General features: G+C 45.8%; 17 protein-coding genes and 1 tRNA gene. 13 read left to right on the top strand and 5 right to left on the bottom strand.

The window, feature by feature from the left end; translation table 11 throughout:
- Positions 1–10 precede the first annotated feature (10 nt).
- The 7 genes from OZ401_RS11135 to OZ401_RS11105 all read left to right on the top strand — a co-directional run bounded on the left by OZ401_RS11135 (position 11) and on the right by OZ401_RS11105 (position 6,563).
- Positions 11–973, top strand: coding sequence for a zinc-binding dehydrogenase (locus tag OZ401_RS11135; RefSeq protein WP_341468310.1), 963 nt, complete (start codon positions 11–13; stop codon positions 971–973).
- A gap of 254 nt (positions 974–1,227) precedes the next feature.
- On the top strand, positions 1,228–1,653 hold the full coding sequence (locus OZ401_RS11130) for a rubrerythrin family protein (RefSeq protein ID WP_341468309.1): 426 nt from the start codon (positions 1,228–1,230) through the stop codon (positions 1,651–1,653).
- A gap of 85 nt (positions 1,654–1,738) precedes the next feature.
- Positions 1,739–3,079 (top strand): anaerobic glycerol-3-phosphate dehydrogenase subunit C, encoded by a 1,341-nt coding sequence (locus tag OZ401_RS11125; protein ID WP_341468308.1) that lies wholly within the window; start codon positions 1,739–1,741, stop codon positions 3,077–3,079.
- Between the two features lie 59 nt (positions 3,080–3,138).
- Positions 3,139–3,714: a DUF3501 family protein gene (locus OZ401_RS11120; RefSeq protein ID WP_341468307.1), complete on the top strand. Its 576-nt coding sequence runs from the start codon at positions 3,139–3,141 to the stop codon at positions 3,712–3,714.
- 354 nt (positions 3,715–4,068) lie between these two features.
- The gene (locus tag OZ401_RS11115; RefSeq protein WP_341468306.1) at positions 4,069–4,326 is read left to right on the top strand and encodes a hypothetical protein; all 258 of its coding nucleotides are present in this window, start codon (positions 4,069–4,071) and stop codon (positions 4,324–4,326) included.
- A gap of 113 nt (positions 4,327–4,439) precedes the next feature.
- Positions 4,440–6,323, top strand: coding sequence for a sialidase family protein (locus tag OZ401_RS11110; protein ID WP_341468305.1), 1,884 nt, complete (start codon positions 4,440–4,442; stop codon positions 6,321–6,323).
- 167 nt (positions 6,324–6,490) lie between these two features.
- A tRNA-Lys gene (locus OZ401_RS11105) sits at positions 6,491–6,563 on the top strand.
- 264 nt (positions 6,564–6,827) lie between these two features.
- Here OZ401_RS11105 and OZ401_RS11100 read toward each other — a convergent pair.
- A complete protein-coding gene (locus tag OZ401_RS11100; protein WP_341468304.1) occupies positions 6,828–7,055 on the bottom strand; it encodes a hypothetical protein in 228 nt (75 codons plus the stop codon).
- A 1,068-nt stretch (positions 7,056–8,123) separates the two neighbouring features.
- Here OZ401_RS11100 and OZ401_RS11095 point away from each other — a divergent pair.
- Positions 8,124–8,315: a hypothetical protein gene (locus OZ401_RS11095; RefSeq protein ID WP_341468303.1), complete on the top strand. Its 192-nt coding sequence runs from the start codon at positions 8,124–8,126 to the stop codon at positions 8,313–8,315.
- A 356-nt stretch (positions 8,316–8,671) separates the two neighbouring features.
- Here OZ401_RS11095 and OZ401_RS11090 read toward each other — a convergent pair whose 3' ends face one another.
- On the bottom strand, positions 8,672–10,852 hold the full coding sequence (locus tag OZ401_RS11090; RefSeq protein ID WP_341468302.1) for a protein kinase domain-containing protein: 2,181 nt from the start codon (positions 10,850–10,852) through the stop codon (positions 8,672–8,674).
- A 491-nt stretch (positions 10,853–11,343) separates the two neighbouring features.
- Here OZ401_RS11090 and OZ401_RS11085 point away from each other — a divergent pair, with 491 nt between their 5' ends.
- From OZ401_RS11085 to OZ401_RS11070, 4 genes are all read left to right on the top strand, one after another.
- Entirely contained in the window at positions 11,344–11,550 is a 207-nt protein-coding gene (locus tag OZ401_RS11085; RefSeq protein WP_341468301.1) for a DUF1059 domain-containing protein, read from the top strand.
- A 205-nt stretch (positions 11,551–11,755) separates the two neighbouring features.
- Entirely contained in the window at positions 11,756–12,208 is a 453-nt protein-coding gene (locus OZ401_RS11080; protein ID WP_341468300.1) for a DUF4395 domain-containing protein, read from the top strand.
- A 232-nt stretch (positions 12,209–12,440) separates the two neighbouring features.
- A complete protein-coding gene (locus tag OZ401_RS11075; protein WP_341468299.1) occupies positions 12,441–13,634 on the top strand; it encodes a lycopene cyclase family protein in 1,194 nt (397 codons plus the stop codon).
- Between the two features lie 233 nt (positions 13,635–13,867).
- Positions 13,868–17,749, top strand: coding sequence for a CheR family methyltransferase (locus OZ401_RS11070; protein ID WP_341468298.1), 3,882 nt, complete (start codon positions 13,868–13,870; stop codon positions 17,747–17,749).
- A 2-nt stretch (positions 17,750–17,751) separates the two neighbouring features.
- On the opposite strand, the gene OZ401_RS11065 is transcribed toward OZ401_RS11070, so the two are convergent.
- From OZ401_RS11065 to OZ401_RS11055, 3 genes are read right to left on the bottom strand one after another with little or no spacing between them, the layout of a single operon-like run.
- Positions 17,752–18,456 carry an ABC transporter ATP-binding protein gene (locus OZ401_RS11065; RefSeq protein ID WP_341468297.1) on the bottom strand — a complete coding sequence of 235 codons (705 nt, stop codon included), beginning with the start codon at positions 18,454–18,456 and terminating at the stop codon, positions 17,752–17,754.
- Between the two features lie 44 nt (positions 18,457–18,500).
- Positions 18,501–19,091, bottom strand: a complete 591-nt coding sequence (locus OZ401_RS11060; protein WP_341468296.1) for an anti-sigma factor family protein — start codon at positions 19,089–19,091, stop codon at positions 18,501–18,503.
- Positions 19,078–20,001, bottom strand: coding sequence for an RNA polymerase sigma factor (locus OZ401_RS11055; RefSeq protein ID WP_341468295.1), 924 nt, complete (start codon positions 19,999–20,001; stop codon positions 19,078–19,080). The genes OZ401_RS11060 and OZ401_RS11055 overlap by 14 nt, the downstream gene beginning before the upstream one ends.
- A 217-nt stretch (positions 20,002–20,218) precedes the next feature.
- Here OZ401_RS11055 and mshB point away from each other — a divergent pair, with 217 nt between their 5' ends.
- Positions 20,219–21,109, top strand: a complete 891-nt coding sequence (mshB, locus tag OZ401_RS11050; protein WP_341468294.1) for an N-acetyl-1-D-myo-inositol-2-amino-2-deoxy-alpha-D-glucopyranoside deacetylase — start codon at positions 20,219–20,221, stop codon at positions 21,107–21,109.
- Positions 21,110–21,126 lie beyond the last annotated feature (17 nt).

Genomic DNA, 21,126 nt, shown 5'->3' with positions numbered 1-21,126 from the left:
AGAAATTGCTATGATAATTCGCACAGCGCAAGCTATTGTAGTATCCTCTCCAAACCGAATGACCTTCTCTGACGTTCGTTTACGCGAATTAGCGCCAGAGGAGGTGCTGATACGTACTCTCTACACCTCAATTTCGGCTGGCACTGAACGACTTTTGATGGCGGGACAATTGGTAGAGATGGCTAATTTGCCATTTCCCTGCATACCCGGCTATGAAACAGTAGGCGAAATCGTGGAAGTTGGAGCAGCAGTTTCGCCTAATTATGTCGGCGAGTTGGCATTTGTAGGTGGCAGTTACGGCTATGAAGGGGTAACACCCGCATGGGGTGGTCAAGCCAGTTATATTACTACCCACTACAGCAAGGCATATCTGCTCAACGGACTTGACCCGGTTGCGGCGGTGGCAATTGCACCGGCGGCTACCGCTTGGCATGGCGTGGAGTTGATTGACATCAAACCGGGCGAACTAGTGCTGGTAATGGGTCAAGGTCCAATCGGGCAATTGGCTGCTCAAGCTGCCAAACTCAAAGGGGCGGAACTGATTGTGTGCGACACAGTTCAAGATCGGCTGGATAAGGCTATAGTAGGTGATATTAAAGTCAATATTACTACCACCTCCCTGAAATCCCAACTCCCTGCTAAGGTGGACGTGATGATTGACGCTACCGGCAAAATGGAAGTTATCGGCACAAATGTCACTGCAATGCGTGATCGCGGCAGGGTCTTGTTGTTAGGTTTTTACCGTCGTATCGACCTTGATTTCGCTTGGCCCTTCCTCAAAGAATTATCGTTCCACACCAGCCGCGAATGGGCGGTGGAAGATGTTCCCGCAGTGATGAACGCGATGCATCTTAATAAAATCCAGACGGGTTATTTGTTTACACATCGCTACCCGGTAACTGAATATCAGGAAGCCTATGCCTCCGCCTTGCATAATCCTTATTGCCTAAAAGCGTTGATTAATTGGCAATAGTGTACAAGTTGTATGAAATGAGGGGCTTAAACCCCTCTATTGCAAAGGCTCAAAATAAATTAAAAAAACATAACAAATTCTTCCCTTTTCCCTACTTGACAACCCAACCTTTTTAGTATATCTTCCTAATTAAGAACCATTCTTAAATAGTTAACCCTGTGAAATATTTACGAGGATGCCGATGCTTCATGGTAGCCTCTTATCGATTGAAGGAATCTCAATAGATAATAATCGAAAGAAGGAGATTACTGGTAATGGCTAATTTGCAAGGAACCAAAACCCACGAAAACTTAAAAGAAGCCTTTGCAGGCGAGTCGCAGGCAAACCGCCGCTATTTGTATTTCGCTCGTGCTGCCGATGTTGAAGGCGAGCCGGAAATTGCCGCGCTGTTCCGCTCAGTAGCCGAAGGCGAAACCGGACACGCTTTTGGTCACTTCGACTTCTTGAAGGAAGTGGGCGACCCGGTTACAGGTGAGCCTGTAGGCGATAGCGCTGCCAACCTGAAATCGGCAATCGCTGGAGAAACCTACGAATACAGCGAAATGTATCCCGGTTTTGCCAAAACTGCCCGCGAAGAAGGCTTTGCCGAAGTCGCCGAGTGGCTTGAAACCCTCGCCAAAGCCGAAAAATCCCACGCTGGTCGCTTCACTAAAGGTCTTGCAAACCTCGGTGTCGATTAATAATCCTAGAACTTATCAAGGTTGGGGCACGGCTTACCGTGTCCCTTTTACTGCCAAAATCTCTAATCTATTTTAGGATGGGTATATGGAAGGCTTTGAAAGCACAGGCGAATCTGAGCAAGCGTTAGGGGCATTAAACTCAAGCGTTGTCAATTACAAAGATCCGAAATTCTGGGATCGCAAGAATCTCCGGCGAGAATTGATTCGTCAGTTTGACATTTGTCACGGCTGCCGCATGTGTGTCAACTACTGTCCTAGCTTCCCCACGCTCTTTAAATTTATTGATAAATATGATGGTGACGCACACCAAATGACACGGCAGGAAACAGACCGGGTAGTGGACTTGTGCTTTAACTGCAAGCTGTGCTTTGTAAAATGCCCCTACACCCCACCTCATGAATTTATGATTGATCTGCCAAAACTGGTGCAGCGCGACCGTGCGCAGCGGGCTAAAAAGAAGAAATTAACGCTAACCGAAAAAATACTGAGCAACCCTGAGTTATTGGGTAAGGTAAGCTCATTGATTGCCCCGGTTGCCAATTTTGCCAATACTAACATGTTAGGGCGTATTGTGGTTGAAGCTACTGCCGGTATAGATCATCGTGCCATTCTGCCAGCATTCCAACGCGAGACTTTTATGAAATGGTGGAAGAAGCGATTGGCTCAGAAGAAAACATCCGGGCAAACTGCTACCAACGGTAAAGTTGCATTGTTTCACACCTGTATGGTTAATTACCAAACGCCAGAAATAGGTAAGGATTTGGTGGCAGTGCTGGAGAAAAACAATGTCGAGGTAGTAGTGCCCGAAGGACAACGGTGCTGTGGCATGCCTTCGCTTGATGCCGGAGACGTGGATGAGGCGCGCCGGATGATGCAGCATAACGTTAACCTACTGGATAAATACGTAGAGCAAGGTTACGATGTACTTGTACCTGAGCCAACCTGCGGCATGATGTTGCGCAAGGAATACAAAGATCAGATACCGGGTGCGAAAACCGACAACGTAGCCTCGCATACTTTCGATGCACTGGAATACCTGTTCAAGATGAAACGCGCCGGTAAGCTCAATACCGACTTCAAAAACGCGCCGGGCAAGTTAGTGTACCATATGCCCTGCCATCTCAAGTATCAGGCAATCGGGAAGCGTTCTTTCGACTTGCTCAAGAGCATTCCTGGCACCGACATCACCTTCATAGATAAGGGCTGTAGCGGGCATAGCGGAAGTTGGGGCATGCGCAAAGAATATTATGAGGCAGGAATGAAGGTCGGCAGCGGGTTATTTGAGGAAGTTAAAAAACGTGAAGAGGCACGGGTAGTGACCGATTGCCAGTTAGCCGGTTTACAAATCCAGCAAGGCACCGGCAGACCTGCCTCGCACCCGATTGAAATTGTAGCGGAAGCCTACGGTCTGAAAGAAAAGAAGTAAGGGCGGTAAAGGGCTAAAACCCCTGCCTGAACCATAACCAGAGAGGAAGTGCCAATAATATGAGGGCGCTGGAATTAACGGATGTGAAAGATATTGCCGCCTACGAAAAGGTGCGCGACGAGTTCCGCCGCCGTATCATCGAGCTAAAGAAGCTGCGCCGAATTGGCGTAGGCGATATTATCACGCTGGTCTTTGAAAATCGCGATACTCTGCTATTTCAGGTACAGGAGATGATGCGGGCTGAGCGAATCGTACACGATCACCAGATACAGGAAGAACTGGACACCTATAATCCGTTGTTGCCCGGTCAATTGGAGTTGAGCGCCACGCTATTCATCGAAATTGACAATCCGCAAGAGTTGCGCCGTCGTCTTAGCACGCTGTTAGGCATAGAGGAGCATCTAGCGCTGGTAATCGGTGAGAATCGAGTACCTGCTCGCTTTGAGGAAGGGCGCAGTACCGCCGAGAGACTTAGCACCGTACATTACGTGCGGTTCCAACTTACGCTCCCACAGGTGGCGCAACTTAAAGACCCGATCGTAGAAGTGGCACTGGAGTTTGACCACCCGAACTACCGTGAGCGGGCGGTAATCCCCATACCGATGCGGCTTGAGTTAGCCAAAGACCCCGAGTAGTTACTATCCGATTCAGGGCAAGGAGTAGCAGCAACCTCCTTGCCTAAACTCAACCTTCCAGTAACCTTTTGAACTAAAAAGTCAGGAGGTTTGTTCTAGTTTGCAGAAGGTGATATACTTTATTCTGTCAGGGAAAAAATAAATATTTGTTTCAGAATTGCAAAATTCACCTTAGAACCTTTCTGGCTTTGACTTAATTGCTTCCAGTTTTAAGTAATCAGTATTCTTCAAGTTATCAACGGTCATACGTTAAACAAACGGTTCTAGTAGTTATTTTGCAGTTAGCCTGTTCTTTCACAAAGGGCAATAGAATTGCCGAATGATGATTTTAAAGTACCTGATTGAGGTAACAACGTGAAATATTTAATCCGTGTTTCAAGTGATTCAAAAAATTCAGAACCAATTCCGCGCTATTCGCTGGTAGCCTTCAAATTTAAAGGTAGAACCATCCGAATTGGAATGGTTTGGAAATCTGATTCCGAAGATGGAAGCGTCAAAGTACAGGCATATGCTGGCTTGAACCCAACGTTACTTGAAAAGTTAGGGTTTAACGAAAACCAATTTTTGACTATCTCAAGCACCAACTACGAAAAAGTGAGAAAATTCGATTAGTATTCCAAGATAACTTTACAATCGTGCGCCGCTAATTCGTAACTAATCTGAAATTTGCGCGTTTAGTTTAATAGCTGAAAAGGGCTGTTAAATGCGAAAGGCAGATTCAGGTTATGGCAAAAAGCAAGAGTATTTATGTAGGGATGCTGGCGGCGACATGGTTTTCCTTGTTCTGGTGGGTGGGTATCCCGGTGCAAGCGGCGGAAGTCCCGGCGGGTTGGCGCGATACCGGCATAGTTTTACCGGCACGTTTCGCTAATGGTCTGATCTGTTTCGATGGCAATCGCCCTGGCTTGATCTGGTCGAGTAACAACGAAGCGCGTAAGGGCGAAATCGGCACAACCCTGCTTGACCTGAATACAGGTCAGCTTACCGGGACAATGACCACCTATAACCTCTGTAACCAATCTAACGGCTTATTCTATACCCTTCAAGGCTCTAATCCCTCTACTGCTACTCTTTTCGATAAAAACGGAGGAACGGGTCGTTCGCTTGCACATCCCGTCACCCATTTTGCGGTGGACGGTACGCTCCAAAGTTACTCCCTCGAATATGTTGAACTGCGTGTGCCTGCCTATAATGTGGCACAATTTTCCACTAAGATTTTCGCCAGCCCCGATGGTGGTTTAAGCTGGGAACAGCGCGGGCAACCGCTCGGCTCGAAAATCGTCGATCTGGTGGTGTCCCCCACCGATGGGAGAGCAATATATGCGCTGGTGTTGGATACAATGGCAAATGGCGGTTCCATCTATAATCTTTATTTCTCACCGGACGCTGGTTTGAATTGGGAGAAGCGCGGCAACCTCAGCGGCGGTGGTTGCTATACTGATAGACTGACCGGGCATGGCTGGCTCACCGATTTTAAGAGTCATGACATGTCTGTAAACACTATAGGCTTCGGTTACAGCAATATGTGTGGCGGTTCGGGCAGCGCTACCTATTTTTCCATCTCAACCGATGGTGGTCGTAACTTTACTCCTTACGGGAATATCTCAGAAATCCAGCGCCAAGATGCCGTGTTGACAAACTCTGGGCTGGTGCGCCTGACTATGCAATACCAAAAAGAGAATAAAGATCGCGCCAAACTTGCGCTTTCGCAGGATCGCGGTAATAGCTGGCAGTCCCTCACCCTACCCTATAGCTGGGAATGGCTGAATAATGGGAAATATACCCAACCGTTTTTGCGTACTATCCCCGATGCGCCCTTCAATTTGCTGCTCAGCAACAATGATGGCTCAGGCGATTTGTGGCGTACGCAGGATGGCGGCAAAAATTGGGAGAAGCTAGGCGCAAATATGCCGCTGATTCTTATTACACCCTACTCGCCACACAAATTGGTGGCAATCAAGGACAATCGGGTTTATACGATGGATTTGTCCATTGCTGACAAGACGCAGGTGCTTCCGGTATCGGTAAACAACGCGCCGGGTGGCGATTTCTTCGTAGAGACACAGCACAACCTGAGCGGTATGTTCCAGAAATATTTCTATGCAAACGGAGGGATTGCCCAATTCGGCTTTCCCAAAACTGAGCCGTTCCCCGAGGTGAACCCTAGCGATGGGCAGATTTACATCGTCCAATATTTCGAGCGCAACCGCTTTGAATACCATCCTGAAAACAAAGGCACGCCTTACGAGGTTCAATTGGGCTTGCTAGGTGTGCAGATGAGCGCAGATAAACGAGCGGTTGGGCATGGCGCATTCAATCGCTTCGAGAATCAGAACTATCCGCATGCGAGTTATTTCCCCGAAACCGGACACAACCTACGTAATACTTTTAAGGTGTATTGGGATGCTAAAGGCGGTCTTTCGATCTACGGCTATCCCATCAGTGAGGAATTTTATGAGGTGAACCCAGATGACGGCAAAACCTACGTAGTGCAATATTTCGAGCGTGCGCGGTTGGAATGGCATCCCGAAAACTATGATGCTCGCTTTGGGGTATTACTTGGCTTGCTCGGCAATGCGCTGTTGCGAGAAAAAGGTTGGCTGAGCTAGGGCAAATACCGCGTTAGCTCTTGAGATTTCCAAATGCGGGCTGGTATTCATCCTCCTGCTGCTGCTTTTGCCTGTATTATTCGCCCTAATCAATGTGGGTGACCAATTACCCGCAGCTTATACGTTTGACATCTGTTCTATCTAGAAGTATAATCAGGGCTACTTTTGACCGCGTAGCTCAGTTGGTAGAGCAACTGACTTTTAATCAGTGGGTCCCGGGTTCGAGTCCCGGCGCGGTCACTTTACCCCTTTGCAATCACCTTCTCATTCTTCCCTTCCACTGATTTTTAAAAGAACCTCTTACCACTGCTCAGCTGTGGTGATATAACCATGATCCAGATTTATTCTATATCAGATTCGGATTGCTTGCACCTACTTTGTACCAGCCTGAATCTAGAACTGTATAAAGAGAGCAGGACGAGGCAGTAAAAGAAAAAAGTCTGGCTACTCTCCGACTCTCTCCAAAAACCGCTTACTCTCCCAAAGTTATGACCTAAATAAATATTAGCATGCCAACTTCAATAGCTTCTCAACTTTCACTCCGAATGAGTTCGCTATTTGCTTCCATCCTTCACGATTGTTTGGTAGTGGGCAACGAAGCAGGGCTGCAAATTCGCAATCATCCAGTCCTAACTGTTCTCCGCCATCTGGGGGTAATACACCCGCGAGATAATCTTGACCGAAACTGGCTTTGTTCTTTGTATTCTGCTTTAGATATGTTTCAGTTATCATAGATTACCTCCTCGGACATACTTGTCCTGCTTGTAGTTCTAGGACGATACTATTGATATTATGTACATTATATTTTGAATCTACCAGAGTTGGGTTATAAACTTGGTGTATTTTGGTATAGAATAGATATATAACTACTAGTAAATCCATTCATACTAATTTTTGTATCAGTGAAAAGAAAGGGTTGCGTACAGTCTCGGCTCTTACGATAAGTTCTCTTGGCATTATTACCCAATAGTACATATTTTTTCTGCCAACTTTTCGAGTGTCTCCGGCTTAATATTCTGTAGTATGATTAGGAATTCTCCTCTACCACACCGTCCTACATAATCGCTTTTGCGAATGGCTTGCGCTGGTGTAACCACTGATATGTTCTGTTCCATTGTTCTAAAAGCTTATAGTTCGATTCTTCTCAACTAGGTAAACCCCGTCAAAAAGGTTATCTAGAATTGTTCGGTAGAATTCATTTATGTTAGTATCCTTTAGCGAAGGATGTAATTGTGTCGTATTGTAAAGGTAAGTGACGAAGAAATACAGCATATTGCTAATTATAGCGCCGGAGAGTTGGTTTGCTTAGACATTTTGTTCAGTTTCAATTTTTCTTATCCAGCACAAAACGTAAGCCACGTGTGTACTCGGCTTACGGTAGCGCTGTGGAACTACTGGCTTAATCGCACAGTTACTTTCCAATGTCTGTATAACATTGGCGCTCTGACTATAAATTTACCATTCTCAAGTGAATTGTCTATGTAGACTTGATGCCCCTTATATTTGAGAACTGCTAATCTTGACCCCATTTCAGACAATAGGCGCGTACTCATTTCTTTACACATATATATTTCCAAAACCTCACCCATTGTGTCTTTGTGAATCTTGGCTAGTACCGCATCGAGATGTTGTATTAACGTTAGCATGACTATTCCTATGGCATGTAGTGATTTATGACTTTGTGCATACTAACATTAATTTACTTTAATAACCAGATTCCTTTAAAACAAAAAAGCCCTGACTAACGCCAGTAGCTTTCTTGACATTTGCTGGATTTAACCTATTACCAGTATAGGGAGCATGAAAATTTGCTCATTTGCCATGCTAGGTTGGCATCGGCAACGTGTCAGCTTTACCAGTGATAAAGCGCCGTTGGTGGTCGTTTCAGCCTACACCATCGCATCAAATCCGGTTTTACGTTCCGGCAAACGCGGCGTAGCCCTACATCCCTGCAATGCAGGTGTTCAGACCTTTATCGCAAGAGCGGATTAAAATAATTTAACACAATAGGTAGGGATGTGTCAATTATTTATCGTTCAACCAACCCTGTCAATTTCGTTATATTCCATAATGATAGGCGTGTTGCATATGTTATCGGCAGGGAACATCGCGCAACCTCCTAATTGGGGCGTGCTTCCCTGTACATTACTAATCCGGTTTAAGAACATTATGCCTGTCAGTAGTACAATTCCGACTGGTATAACTAGCCAAAGCAATCTTGATTTTCGACGCTTGTTACTCGGCATGCGACTTCCTTTAATCCTATTAATTAAAGCAACCACATTACCGAATCTCAAGCGCCAAAAAGTACTGTAACGCTTTTACCTTAATTTGCCTATTTCCGTAGATTAAGGTACTGCTTTGAAAATCTGATCCAATACATTACCTATGGCTGTTTCGCTGTCAGCTTCATTGATAATATCTGATAACAAAATTATCACAATAACCGACCTGTTTTTGCCAGTATAAAAACCTATATCATTCCTGACATTTGGCAGAATACCGCTGATATGACCATATTCAAGGTTATCGGGCAATAAGCGTCCGAAGAAATTGGTATCGTTCCCCTCAAAAGCGCGGCGGCTCTTAAGTGAAGCCAGCATTTTATCGGAGCTAGTGCTATTAACCACTTTCTTTTTTAGTAGGTTATCTAGAAAGAGCGCTAAATCAATCGCGCTGGTTACATTATCTTTTTCTGCGGCTGTTCCGGGTTTAGCTTTAATATTAGTCTGGGTGTAGTTATTACTTTTAAGGTAATCTGTAATTTTCTGAAAACCCCCCAAGTGATTCAGGATTATGTTGGCAGCGGTATTATCGCTGTAAATCAACATATCATCCAGAATTTCCGAGTAAGGCAGTGTTTTCCCTACATTTTGCGCTTGTTTTAGTATTCCCGTTCCCTCTATTTGATCAGAGGCTTTAATTGTAAAAGTCTCAGCTAGATTAATTCTCCCGGCAGCTTCTTCATCAAAGAGGGTAGCGGCTATCCATAGCATAATTATGCTACCCGCCGGAGTTTGCTTAGTGGCGTTCTGCTCTATTTTCAGGGTAGCGGTAGGAATAACAATAACAGCGGCAGTAGGGGGTAACCCACCTATTACCTTTTTCAAAGTGTCGGATAGTTGCACATCGGCATCGGAAAGAGTAGGGGTAGGCGCTGCTGTAGTTGTAGCGGTTGTGGCTACAGTGGTGGTGGTTGGTGGTAGCGTGGTAGTGGGTGGTAGGGTATTAACTACCGTAGTTGTAGCGGTAGCGGCACTTGTAGTAGTGGCTTTGGCAGTAGTGACTGGCGTGGTAGCAGTGACCGTGTTTGTAATTACACTTTGAGTGGTTGCGCCGGAATTGCTACCACCTGTGAGTACAATGATTCCGATTATTACTGCGGCTATTAGCACAATCGCCACTACACCTGCGATAATTAGTCCGGTGCGACTCTTCTTATCCTTCGGGGGTTGGTAATTTGCTGCTATTGTGGCAGGCGGCGGTGGTATTAGCGGGAAATTGCCGGGTGGAATCGGCGTGTTAGGCTTTGGAATCGGCGTGGAAGCCTTGACAGGCGGTTGGGGCGTGACTCCTCTGTTATTACCGCTTGTGGTTGGCGGTATAGTAGGTGGACGCTCCAACGGTGAAATAGCAATCGTTTCAATACCCATCTGACTAGGTATCAACGGTTGGGTATTCGGCAAAGTCTTTTCGGGCGGGAACAGTGGACTGATTGCCTGCTCAAACGCTTTGGCGAAATCGCTACAGGTGCGAAATCGTTCGGCGGGTATTTTAGCTAAGGCTTTTTTGACTACTTCTGCGACTTGCGGCGGCAGTTTGGGATTGATTAAAAGCGGATCGGTCAAGGGTTTGTAGGCATGACTCATCAATACTGCCAGCGGTGTATCGCTGTGGAAAGGGGTTGTGCCGGTCAGCATTTCGTAAATGATAATACCTAGCGAATATTGGTCAGAGCGCCCGTCTAGCGGTTCATTTATGCCCTGTTCAGGGCACATATATTCGGGCGTACCAAGCCCCTTCCCGGCGGCTGTAATTACTGCTCCTTCCGGCTGCAAGATTCTGGTAATTCCAAAATCGCTCAAAACTACCCGGTCGCGAGCATCCATTAATACATTTGTGGGCTTTACATCCCGATGAATAATTCCGCTGCTATGAGCAAAATCAAGCGCGCTGGCTAATTGGTTTAGCACTTTCGAAGTAAAACGCAAATCTTGCGGTTCTCCCAGATACTCCCTAAGAGTTCGCCCGTTGATTAACTCGGTGACAAGGTAAGGACTATTTCCTTCCTGACCAAACTCATAAATCGTTAGGATATTGGGATGGCGAAGGTTCTTGATGGCTTGAGTCTCTCGCTTGAAACGTTCCAAAGTGTTTTGGTCTTTTACAAATTGGCTGGAAATAACTTTTATAGCTACTTCTCGGTTTAGGCTTTGCTGGAAGCCTCGATAAACTTTAGCGACACTGCCACGTCCTAGCAATCCTCTGATTTCATATTGCCCTAATTGCTTTAAATCGCCGGTTGACACTGTTTTTACCTGCTACTTCTGACTTTTATTACCTTTAGATAGGGATAGAATCCCCGTATTTAATTAATCGCTTGATAAATACCGAATTTAATTATGAAAGGTTTCTATGAGGTGACAGGCTTCGTTCTACCTGTAGCTTATCTTTAAAAACGTGGATGTATTTATGAATAGGCTGAAAGAATATAAAAGCCTATTTCTACTGGCAAAACTTTTCGGATAATTGGACAAAAGCCTTGATTTTTCAAATTCAGTTATGATAACCGATTCTCCAGATTTATATTGTCTATTCTAACCAATTTAATCTGATTTGTCTTGATTAATCCGGTTTGCTCTTATTAACTTTCTTGCCGTGCGGCTTGCCTCTATCATTTAGATAGCAAAACCCGGTACAACGATTGTAATTTACAGGAGCTTCTATACTGTGTACCATTACAGCGGTTACCCAGTTTGTTATTTGGTACTTTAGCTAGAATTGATAGAGGACAAAATAGATGAGCAAAGAATTTCACTGCCGTGATATGGATATGGATTGCGATTTTGTGATGAAGGGCGAAACTAACGAGGAGGTGAGTGCTGGCGCGTTCGCACATGCTGCAGCCGTTCATCCCGATGTGCTGGCTAGTATTCCTCCAGAACAAATGGCGGGTATGCAAGACTTGGTTATCAGCAAAATCCGAGATGTGGAAAAAGTTCTCTAGTATTAGCTTTTGAAGCTTTAGCTCAATTCTGAACAGTAGAGATTTAAGACCTGACCAACTATGGTCGGGTCTTTATTTTCCGTCTAGCTAGAGAAATTGCTTTATTAAATCCGAATTTAATCTTGACTTACTTGATATATCTTGTTATTATATACCATACAATACTGACAAAGTAACTCAACAAATCTTCAGGAGTAGCGAGATTATGGCATATACTAGCAAAAGCATCACAAATGATATAAGAGATATTCCACAGCCCGTTGTTACGCTTAATCGCGCCACTATTGTAACCGGCATTGTAGTGGGTGTGGCGTTTCAGCAGCCCTTGTTCACCACTGCTTTGTTTTTAATCCTGCTTTTTGCCGTGCTATTCGGCCCTTCTACCAGCGTGATTTATCAAGTTGGGATAAGAGTGTTCGCCAAGCAAATTCCCGATGCTCCCAGAGAAGACCGTCGTTTGATGCGCTTTAACAATAGCATCGCGGTTATTCTATTAGGGTCGGCACAGGTCGCCTTTCTAACGGGCAATACAATTGTAGGATGGGTTTTTGCATTAATGGTAGCGGTAGCAGCAACGGTAGCCTTGTTGGGCTTTTGTGTCGGCTGCTTCCTGTATTTCCAGTTTAAGATAAACAGGTATAAGCTTTTCGGACGCTAGACACTTCGCCTTGTTTCTTTGAAAATATCTAACATGCTCAATGGCGAGTGTGTTAACCACTGATAGAACCTTGATAGACCAAAAGCTCCTGCGCAATCAGGAGTTTCTTTAGTTTATATCGGTTCAAAACCGACTTATTTTTTCGTATAATCTTATCAGCGCTGCACGAAACTCAACTGCTTACCTAGTTGTCTAAATTTCAGCGAGGCAATCCATAGTGGCGGAGAAAAAAATGGCTGAAGGGTATTTTGAAGCAGATAGTACGAAAAAGTATGACTATATTATTATTGGCGGTGGTATAGCCGGATTATCCCTGCTATATCGCTTGGCAAACAGCCCCCTTTCTGATCGCTCAGTGTTGGTAGTTGAGCAGCGCCTGAAAAACCGGAACGATCGCACTTTAAGTTTTTGGACTGACCGCCCCACCCCTTTTGATGAGATTGTGTATCACTCTTGGAAAAAAATAAGATTTGCCAGCGAGGATTTTGAGAAAGATATTGATTTGGGTGATTTGACCTACAAGACTATCAGGGGTATAGATTTTTACCGCTTCATGTGGGATAAGCTCTCCGGTTTACCCAATGTGCATTTGGCGCAGGGTAGGGTTGAGCGGGTTGAAAGCGGCATATACGGCGCATATGTATATATTGAAGGGCAAAGATTCTACGGGCAATGGGTTTTCGATAGTCGCTTTAGACCGGCGGACTTGAAACATAAACCGGAATTTGGCAACCAAGTTCTAAGGCAATATTTCAAAGGCTGGATCATTGAGACTTCCACTGACACTTTCAATCCCGATAGCGCCACGCTCTTTGATTTCCGAATCCCTCAATCGGGCGATATGCGTTTTTTCTATCTATTACCCTTTTCGCCACGAAGCGCCTTGATTGAATATGTAGGTTTAAGGCATACCGAGTATGATGGGATAATGCATTCCTATGTGAAAGATGTTCTGAAAATACCGGATTACAAGGTGGAAACGTTGGAGGGCGGCGCCCTTGTGCTGTCTGATCGCCATTTCAAGCGGCGGCGTGGGCGTTTTGTGATGTCTATCGGTACGGCAGGGGGGATGGTCAAACCTTCCTCCGGCTATGCTTTTACCCGGATTCAAAATGATACGGAGGCAATTGTCGCCTCGCTCTTGAAATACAACCATCCATTTAAAGTGCCTCGTCCTAAGCCCTTCTACTATGTGCTGGATTCGTTGATGCTGGAAGCAATGAACCGCTTTACCGGAAAGATGAAGGGAGTCTTTACCGGGATGTTCAAGTATAATCAAGCTCGCAGCGTGTTTCGCTTTTTGGATGAACGCGCCTCTTTCTGGGAAGTCACCAAAATGGTAGTATCTATCCCTTCCAAGCATCTTTTCTTATGGGTCGTTTTGACGGATGAGAAGAAGGAAAGCAAGGCGGCTGAGAAAGCTTAATGTCAGTTCCACCGCTGAACGGTAGTTTCTTTTCTGGCGAATTATGCGCAAAATTTTTCAAAATTTCTACCCCCCCCCCCTTTTAATTTTGTTAAGTTGGGCATATAATTATAGGTAGATACATACCTTTAATAATTAAACTATGGATTATAGAAGGCATTAATTTTAGGGTTTACTTTCTCCTGCAAAATATTCCCATATAAATGCACCTACATTAATGAAAGAGGCGGCTTATGCCTGATTCTGAACAGCTTTTTCAGCTAGTTGTAGTCGGGGCATCTGCGGGTGGGATTGAAGCTTTGACAAGCCTAGTTGCCTCACTTTCCAAAGAATTTCCCCTCCCTTTGGTAATTGCGCAACATCTTGACCCAAAACGCCCCAGCCACCTTGAAGAAATACTTGCTCGCCACACTCAATTAGCGGTTGTTACCGTTACCGACCGTGTGAAGTTGCTCCCCGGCACAGTTTATGTAGTGCCCTCCAACCGCCATGTGCAGATTAATGAGGATGAAGTGGAGGTGCTGAATGTTTCCAACGGGCATTCCCAACCTTCAATTGATCTACTACTCACTAGCGCGGCGCAAATCTATGGTGAGAAGCTTATCGCGGTTATTTTGACCGGCACAGGTTCGGACGGTAGTTTGGGTGCATTTGAGGTTAGCCGCTTGGGCGGTACAGTAATAATTCAAGACCCGATTACTGCGGCTTTTCCGGGCATGCCCATGGCAGTTTCCCCTCAATCGGTTGATATAATTGCCGATCTCAACCGAATCGGTTCAATCATTTCCGATCTAGTTGCCGGAATCCAAGTAACTTCCCATTCTGCCCGCGAAGGGGAGTTACAATCCTTTCTCCAGTTAGTAAGAGAGCACAGCGGTTTGGATTTCCGCTCGTACAAACCGGCAACAATCCTGCGGCGTATTCAACGGCGAATTGCTGCCACTAACTCTATAGATTTGAAGGGCTACATTACATACCTCAAAGATAACCCCTCAGAATACGGGCTTTTGGTTAACAACTTCCTAATTAAAGTAACCGAATTTAGGCGAGACCCGGAATTTTTCGACTATTTGGGCGAGCAGATTTTACCGGAATTAGTGGAATATAGCCGCGCCCATAGCAAAGAGTTGCGTATCTGGTCGGCAGGTTGCGCCACCGGTGAGGAGGCTTATTCGCTGGCGATTCTGGTTGCCGAGGTTTTGGGAGAGGAACTTAACGAGTTCACCGTCAAGATTTTTGCTACCGATTTGGATAGCGCCGCTATCGCCTTCGCGCGACAGGGGGTGTATCCCAAGCAAAGTTTGCAAAAATTCCCGCCTGAACTTATAAGAGCATATTTCAATGAATTAGATAATAGTTTCGAGATAAAAAAGCAGGTACGTAGCTTGGTAGTTTTCGGCGAACACGATTTGGGTCAACGTTCACCTTTCCCCCGCATTGACCTAGTAGTATGTCGCAATGTCCTGATTTATTTTTCGCGAGATTTGCAACAATATGCGCTGCAATTGTTTGCCTTTTCGTTGCGGGATGGCGGTTTCCTTGCGCTCGGCAAAACCGAAACGGCTAACCCTCTTTCTGACTTGTTTTTACCGGAACATCCTACTCATAAGATTTTCAGGAGATTTGGGCAACGGCGGATACTCCAACCGCTGCGTTTTCCCGCCACAATCCCTACTCAAGCGCTGCCACGCCCTGATCTGCGTCGCGTGCGCATACCCAACCTTGAACTCGATCGCGCTCATTTGGAAGTCTTGCACAATCGTTCCTCTAAAGAAACTCTGCTGTTGAATCTACCGATAGGGGTAATCGTGGTTGATCGACATTTTGATATTCAGGAAATCAACTCTGCTGCCCGTCGTTTGCTAGGGGTTCATTCTGCCGCAGTCGGTGAGGATTTGATACATCTGGCGCAAAGCTTGCCGGAGCGAGAACTAGCCAAGCTTATTACTACCGCTTTACGTGATAGAACGGTAACCGAATTAACGGATGTGGAAATACCCCATATAACCACGGGTGAGCCGACTTATTTGCAAATCAAGTGCTATCCTCAGTTGGTATCAGAAGAATCAAAGAATTTCCCGAACTCGCAGGCATTAATTCTTATAACCGATATTACCGATTCGTATCGCTATCGGCTTGAACTGGAACAGGCAAATAACGAGCAGCGTAACCTCGCTATCCAATTGAAACAATCCTTGGAAGCTTTAAAGGTTAGCAATAAAGAACTCGAATATACTAATTCTCGCTATGAGGAGACTAATAAGGCGCTAGAAGAGGCGAAAAAGCAGGCAGAAGAAACAATGTTGCGCCATACTAAACAAATGGAAATTCTTGTAGCAACCAACACCTCTTTGTTAGTGGAAAATGAGCGTCTGAATAATGCCGTTGTAGAAATGCGACGGCTGAATGAGGAATTTCTTCTGAGAAATGAAGAAGCACAGGCGGCTACCGAAGAAGCGGAGACTTTGAACGAGGAATTGCAAGCTACCAACGAGGAATTGGAGACTCTTAATGAGGAGTTGCAAGCTACGATTGAGGAGCTAAATACTGCCAATTCCGATCTTTCGATCCGCACTACCGAACTACAAAAGATGACCAAAACGCTGGAAACGCAAAAACAACTAAGCGAGCAGGAACGTACTCAACTCTCTATGATTCTCGCCAGTATGAATGATGCGGTAGTGGTAGTAAGACCGGAAGGTACAATGCTGGTGACCAATGAGGCATATCGGGAACAATTTGTGAATTCTAATGCAACACTTTTCAATCAGGATAGAAAAACGAAGCTGACCGCAACCACTATCCCTCAAGCCCGTGCCGCACGGGGAGAGAAATTTAAAACTATCTTTACCGCCCGCTTAAAGGATGGAGCGTTTCGCTGGTATGAAGCGGTTGGGCAGCCGGTACTGGACTCTAAAAATAAATTTATATCGGGCGTAGTGGTCATTCGTGATATTACCGAGCGCAAAGAAGCCGAGTTGGCTTTATTAAAGTCGAACCAGAAAGTTATCGGCATTCTGGAGAGCATCAGCGATGCCTTTTTTGCGGTGGATTCAAATGGTCTCATTACCTATGCCAACTTGCAAGCGGAAGAAATTTTGGGAAAAAATCAGGAAGACTTACTTGGTAAAAATATCTTGGAAGAATTTCCGGTACTGCGCGAGTCAAGTACGGTGCATGAAGTATTTAATAAAGCTCAAAAGGAGCGCAAAGCGGTTGATTTTGAAGCTTTTGCAGCTTCGACCGAGAAGTGGTATGAAATTAATATGTACCCGGCAGAGGATGGCGGGTTTACCCTCTATTTTGGGGATATTACTCGGCGAAAGTTACAGGAACAACAGAAACTGGAAAGCTTGGGATTGCTAGCAGGCGGTATTGCGCACGACTTCAATAATATGCTGGAAGTGGTTGTGGGTAATCTGGGGTTGGCAAGAATGGATTTGGACGACAATGCGAATATCGCGAATATCGCGTCTTTAAGAGAATTGCTTAACGAAACCGAAATGGCAGCATATCGTTCTAGGGAACTAACTGCAAAACTTTTAACCTTTGCGAGTGGTGGCGCGCCGATTAAAAATGCTGAGCTACTCCCGCCTCTGCTGGAGGAATGGCTCTATATCATGTTGCGCGGTACAACTATAGCTTATAAGCTAAGCTGCGTCGAAGATTTGTGGCAGGTTCATATTGATGAAGGACAAATCAATCAAGTCATACAAAACTTGGTATTGAACGCGGTACAAGCAATGCCCAGCGGTGGCACTCTGACGGTTAAAGCCGAAAACATTGTGCATATAAGTTTGAATTCAGAGATACCCCTACCCGATGGTAACTATGTGAAGGTGAGTATGGCAGATGAGGGAATCGGCATCCCGTCTAATATTCTAGGGCGTATTTTCGAGCCATATTTTACCACTAAAGAAAAAAGCTCCGGTTTGGGTTTGACGGTTGCCTTTTCGATAATCAACCGACACAATGGCTATTTGGGGGTAGAATCGGAACTTGGAAAAGGCACTACCATTTATTTTTACCTGCCTGTTTCCGATACCGAAAAATCTGGGGATACTGCTAAAACTGTAACAAATCTTCCGGTTGAGGTGCCGAAACCATCTGTGTGAGCTTAATTGAACTGCGCCTCGTCCTTTATGATTAGACCATCGCGAACGTGGATGATGCGGTGTGCTTTAGTGGCGAGCATAGGATCGTGAGTTACAAAGATAATGGTTTTGCCTTCTTCGGCAAGTTGGCGAAAAATGTCGAAAACCATTTGCCCGGTTTCAGTGTCGAGGTTGCCGGTCGGCTCATCTGCTACCAATATCGGCGGGTCATTTGCCAGCGCCCGCGCCATCGCCACTCGTTGTTGCTCTCCCCCCGAAAGCTCAGAAGGCAGATGGTCGCCATGATCGGCAAGCCCGACCAGCGCGAGGCTTTCTTTACCCCGCACATGCCTTTGCTGTCCACGCCATTTTGAAGCATTACCGCGTAGGTACATTGGCATTGTTACATTTTCTAAGGCGGTTAGGGTGGGCAATAGCTGAAAAAACTGGAAGATAATACCTACGTTTTCCCCACGCCAACGGGCAAGCGCATTTTCGCTCAAACGGTTTAGCTCTTTCCCCGCTATTGTCACCGTTCCGGCAGTGGGGCGATCAATTCCCGTTATCATATTGAGAATAGTGGATTTACCGCTACCGCTAGGTCCTACTATAGCTACAAATTCGCCCGCGGTTATTTGCAAGTCGATACCCCGCAACGCTTGAAAACGTCGCCGACCCATCGGATAAGATTTTTCGACTCCGGAAAGGATAATCAGAGGAGAGTTCATAAGAACCAAAAAGGGCTGGCGTTAAAACCAACCCTTGCGAATTGTTAGTGCCGCGTTTGAGTGCGATGTATAAACCACCATGTTGCTATGATAATCCCGGCTGTTAGCGCTACCCCTAGCAAAAGAATCAAGGGGCTTTGCACCGAATCCGCCAGCAATCCGGCAAAATTCCCAATAGCTGCGCCAAAAGCTGCCTGCGTTCCGCCTGTACCATTTCCGGTTAGCACATTGAGATAAGCCCCTACCCCAACCATAACCATCAAAACCGCCGCCATAGCCGCAAAACGTAATACATAATTCGTTGTGGAAGCGCGGGCGGCTCTTTTATGTCGCGCCGCATCAAACGGCACGACTTCCGCCACCTTTCTTACAGTTTCAGGTTGGGCAGTTGTTCCTAAGCTGGAACTTAAATGGTGATTGATAATAATCTGCTGCATTATGGCGGCAGTAAAATCTTCTTTAGGAGCTAGCATTCGGTCAGTGTGCAGGGCTTTCGGAATTTCTTGCATCAATGAGAGGCTATGGCGACATTTGGGGCAAATCTCTACGTGTGCCTCGACTTTCTGGGTCTGTGCGGTGTTGAGTACACCATCGAGGTATGGCGAGATATGTTGGTTCATCTCACGGCAGAACATTGCTATCCCCCTTTGTGGTTTTGGTTTTGGCGCTATTCAGCCCAAACCTACCTCTCAGAAACTTCTTTTCATCCTTGCTACGACTTCCGGCATCTCCACCATTGCGGTGTTGCTTATCCAATTCTTTAGCCAGCAATTCGCGGGCGCGAAACAGGCGCGTTTTAACGGTAGCTATTGTAAGCCCGGTAGTTTCAGCGATTTCCTCGTAGCTCAAATCCTGCCAATAGCGCAGAATCGTCACGCTTCGATACTTTTCCGGCAACTTGCGTAGTAATTCGCGCACCTCGTCCCGGTTTTCGCTGATGACAGCAGATTCTTCAGGTTCCGGAAGGTCGCTCGGTTTCCAAAAAGCAATACTATCCAAATCGGTTACAGGTCGCCGTCGCCTCAACATATCAATGCAATAGTGTGAAGCGATGGATAGAATCCATGTTGAGAAACGCCTTCCCGCTTGATAGGTATGAAGCTGGTTATAGGCGCGTAGGAAAACTTCCTGCGAGGCATCTTCCGCCTCATTCTGATCGTTCAACATTCTGGCACAGAGGTTAAAAACTGCTACTTTATAGCGTTCAATCAGTTGCGCGAAAGCATCCTGATTACCACCTAGCACCTGCTGCACCAGATTCTCATCTTTGCGATTCGCTTCCGAAACCGGATTCGCCGTGGCGGTTTGTTCTACTCTATTTATATTGTTAGTTCTGGCAAACGGAAATGTGCTGGTAAACGGCTTTGCCGCAAACGTTGCACTGGTCACTGCACCCTCATCATTCTCCCCCGAACGGTTTGGTTCTGGTGGAATATCTGCCGAGTAATTCACCTCTGAACCGAACAACTCATTCGGATCAGGCTTACTAAGCGATAATGCATCGGGTTCTTTCTTTTTATCCGCATCGCCTTCGCGGCGCTCCATTGAAATTATCCTTTTGCTTAGTCAGCTATAATTTTTACGAAATTATAGCATAAAAGGTTTCGTTAATCGGTTATATTTATCTTTTTCTAAAGAGTCGGTTAATACACCCTCCGTTTCTTTAAAAAAAGGATATACTATTACTTGCGCCAGATTTGTAAAAAGAAGGGGCGCAAAGTTCATTATATTGGACACATATTTTGAGAGGAAATATTCATAAATGGCTGATAATATCCCGTTGACTTTTATGGCGGTACATGCCCACCCGGATGATGAAGTTTTTGGTACAGGCGGCACAATGGCGCGTCTTTCTGCCGAAGGGGTGCGTACCATATTGGTGACAGCAACCAGAGGCGAAGCAGGCGATATTGTTGATCCTACGTTGGATGAAGCAGCCCGCCAAGAGGTAGCGGCAAACTTGGGGAAAGTGCGGGAAGGCGAATTGCGCGAGGCGGTAGCGATTTTGGGCATAAGCGAGTTGCGCTTCCTCGATTTTAGAGATAGCGGGATGGTTGGCACCGAGCCTAATACAAATCCCGAAAGTTTCTATCAGGCAAATTTTGATGATGCGGTTAAACGTCTGGTAAAGTATATCCGCGAGTTTCGCCCCCAAGTTATAGCTACCTATAACCAATGGGGCGGTTATGGGCATCCAGATCATGTGCAAGCACATCGGGTTGCTCTTATAGCTTTTAATGCTGCCGGAGACAAACGCTTTTATCCCGATCTTGGTCTTGAACCGTGGCAACCTTCCAAGCTCTATTACACCGCATTACCTATTTCTATGTTCAAGATGGCAGCGGAAAAGGCGCGTTCTATGGGAATCGACGGTCCGTGGAGTAACCCGGAAATGGATTTTGAGTCGATGGGTGACCCTGATGCCACCGTTACCACCCGCTATGATGCGCGCGAATATTTCGACCAGAAGCTCAAAGCTTTTAGCGTCCACAAAACCCAAATTTCGCCGGATAGTATGTGGTACAAAATGCCTCCTGAAATGCTTAAAGAAGGCATGGGCTACGAGTATTATCATTTAGCGCAAGGCAAATCGGGCGTTACCGATCCTGAGAATATGGGAATGGAAGACGACCTTTTTGCCGGGATTCGCTAGAAATACAAAAGGGAAGG

This window comes from Candidatus Chlorohelix allophototropha (assembly GCF_030389965.1).
In the GTDB taxonomy this organism is placed as follows: domain Bacteria; phylum Chloroflexota; class Chloroflexia; order Chloroheliales; family Chloroheliaceae; genus Chlorohelix; species Chlorohelix allophototropha.
This window is presented reverse-complemented; position numbering and strand designations above follow the sequence as displayed.

What these genes read in the sequence shown, in the direction of transcription:
- OZ401_RS11080 (WP_341468300.1), top strand. Translation starts at nt 11,756, where the DNA reads ATGGCATATACTAGCAAAAGCATCACAAATGATATAAGAGATATTCCA.
- OZ401_RS11075 (WP_341468299.1), top strand. Translation starts at nt 12,441, where the DNA reads ATGGCTGAAGGGTATTTTGAAGCAGATAGTACGAAAAAGTATGACTAT.
- OZ401_RS11055 (WP_341468295.1), bottom strand. Translation starts at nt 20,001, where the DNA reads ATGGAGCGCCGCGAAGGCGATGCGGATAAAAAGAAAGAACCCGATGCA.
- mshB (WP_341468294.1), top strand. Translation starts at nt 20,219, where the DNA reads ATGGCTGATAATATCCCGTTGACTTTTATGGCGGTACATGCCCACCCG.
- OZ401_RS11065 (WP_341468297.1), bottom strand. Translation starts at nt 18,456, where the DNA reads ATGAACTCTCCTCTGATTATCCTTTCCGGAGTCGAAAAATCTTATCCG.
- OZ401_RS11070 (WP_341468298.1), top strand. Translation starts at nt 13,868, where the DNA reads ATGCCTGATTCTGAACAGCTTTTTCAGCTAGTTGTAGTCGGGGCATCT.
- OZ401_RS11135 (WP_341468310.1), top strand. Translation starts at nt 11, where the DNA reads ATGATAATTCGCACAGCGCAAGCTATTGTAGTATCCTCTCCAAACCGA.
- OZ401_RS11095 (WP_341468303.1), top strand. Translation starts at nt 8,124, where the DNA reads ATGAAAATTTGCTCATTTGCCATGCTAGGTTGGCATCGGCAACGTGTC.
- OZ401_RS11110 (WP_341468305.1), top strand. Translation starts at nt 4,440, where the DNA reads ATGGCAAAAAGCAAGAGTATTTATGTAGGGATGCTGGCGGCGACATGG.
- OZ401_RS11120 (WP_341468307.1), top strand. Translation starts at nt 3,139, where the DNA reads ATGAGGGCGCTGGAATTAACGGATGTGAAAGATATTGCCGCCTACGAA.
- OZ401_RS11130 (WP_341468309.1), top strand. Translation starts at nt 1,228, where the DNA reads ATGGCTAATTTGCAAGGAACCAAAACCCACGAAAACTTAAAAGAAGCC.
- OZ401_RS11100 (WP_341468304.1), bottom strand. Translation starts at nt 7,055, where the DNA reads ATGATAACTGAAACATATCTAAAGCAGAATACAAAGAACAAAGCCAGT.
- OZ401_RS11060 (WP_341468296.1), bottom strand. Translation starts at nt 19,091, where the DNA reads ATGTTCTGCCGTGAGATGAACCAACATATCTCGCCATACCTCGATGGT.
- OZ401_RS11085 (WP_341468301.1), top strand. Translation starts at nt 11,344, where the DNA reads ATGAGCAAAGAATTTCACTGCCGTGATATGGATATGGATTGCGATTTT.
- OZ401_RS11125 (WP_341468308.1), top strand. Translation starts at nt 1,739, where the DNA reads ATGGAAGGCTTTGAAAGCACAGGCGAATCTGAGCAAGCGTTAGGGGCA.